This window comes from Heliobacterium chlorum (assembly GCF_014502795.1).
Lineage (GTDB): Bacteria > Bacillota > Desulfitobacteriia > Heliobacteriales > Heliobacteriaceae > Heliobacterium > Heliobacterium chlorum.
Genome location: NZ_JACVHF010000217.1, coordinates 1 through 307 on the forward strand (window position 1 = coordinate 1; position 307 = coordinate 307).

General features: G+C 52.1%; 2 tRNA genes and 1 rRNA gene. All 3 read right to left on the reverse strand.

Going from position 1 to position 307, the window contains the following annotated elements:
* Nucleotide 1 precedes the first annotated feature (1 nt).
* Nucleotides 2-77 (reverse strand) — tRNA-Lys (locus H1S01_RS21100).
* 3 nt (nt 78-80) lie between these two features.
* Nucleotides 81-155 (reverse strand) — tRNA-Gln (locus H1S01_RS21105).
* Between the two features lie 53 nt (nt 156-208).
* Nucleotides 209-307: ribosomal RNA gene (locus H1S01_RS21110) — 23S ribosomal RNA — on the reverse strand; the annotation flags it as partial.

Below are 307 nucleotides of genomic sequence, written 5' to 3' on the forward strand. Positions count from 1 at the left end.
ATGGTGATCCATGCTGGACTCGAACCAGCGACACCCTGATTAAAAGTCAGGTGCTCTACCAACTGAGCTAATGGATCCTCTGGCTGGGGAGGCTGGATTCGAACCAACGAATGGCGGAGTCAAAGTCCGCTGCCTTACCGCTTGGCTACACCCCAAAACAATATAAAAGTTTGTCCCTTGAAAACTACACCAAGGAAAGTAATGCTGTAAGGTCAAGTCCTCGACCGATTCGTACCCGTCGACTGAACGCCTCACGGCGTGTACATCTCGGGCCGATCGACCAGGTCATCTTCCTGGGGTCTTACCT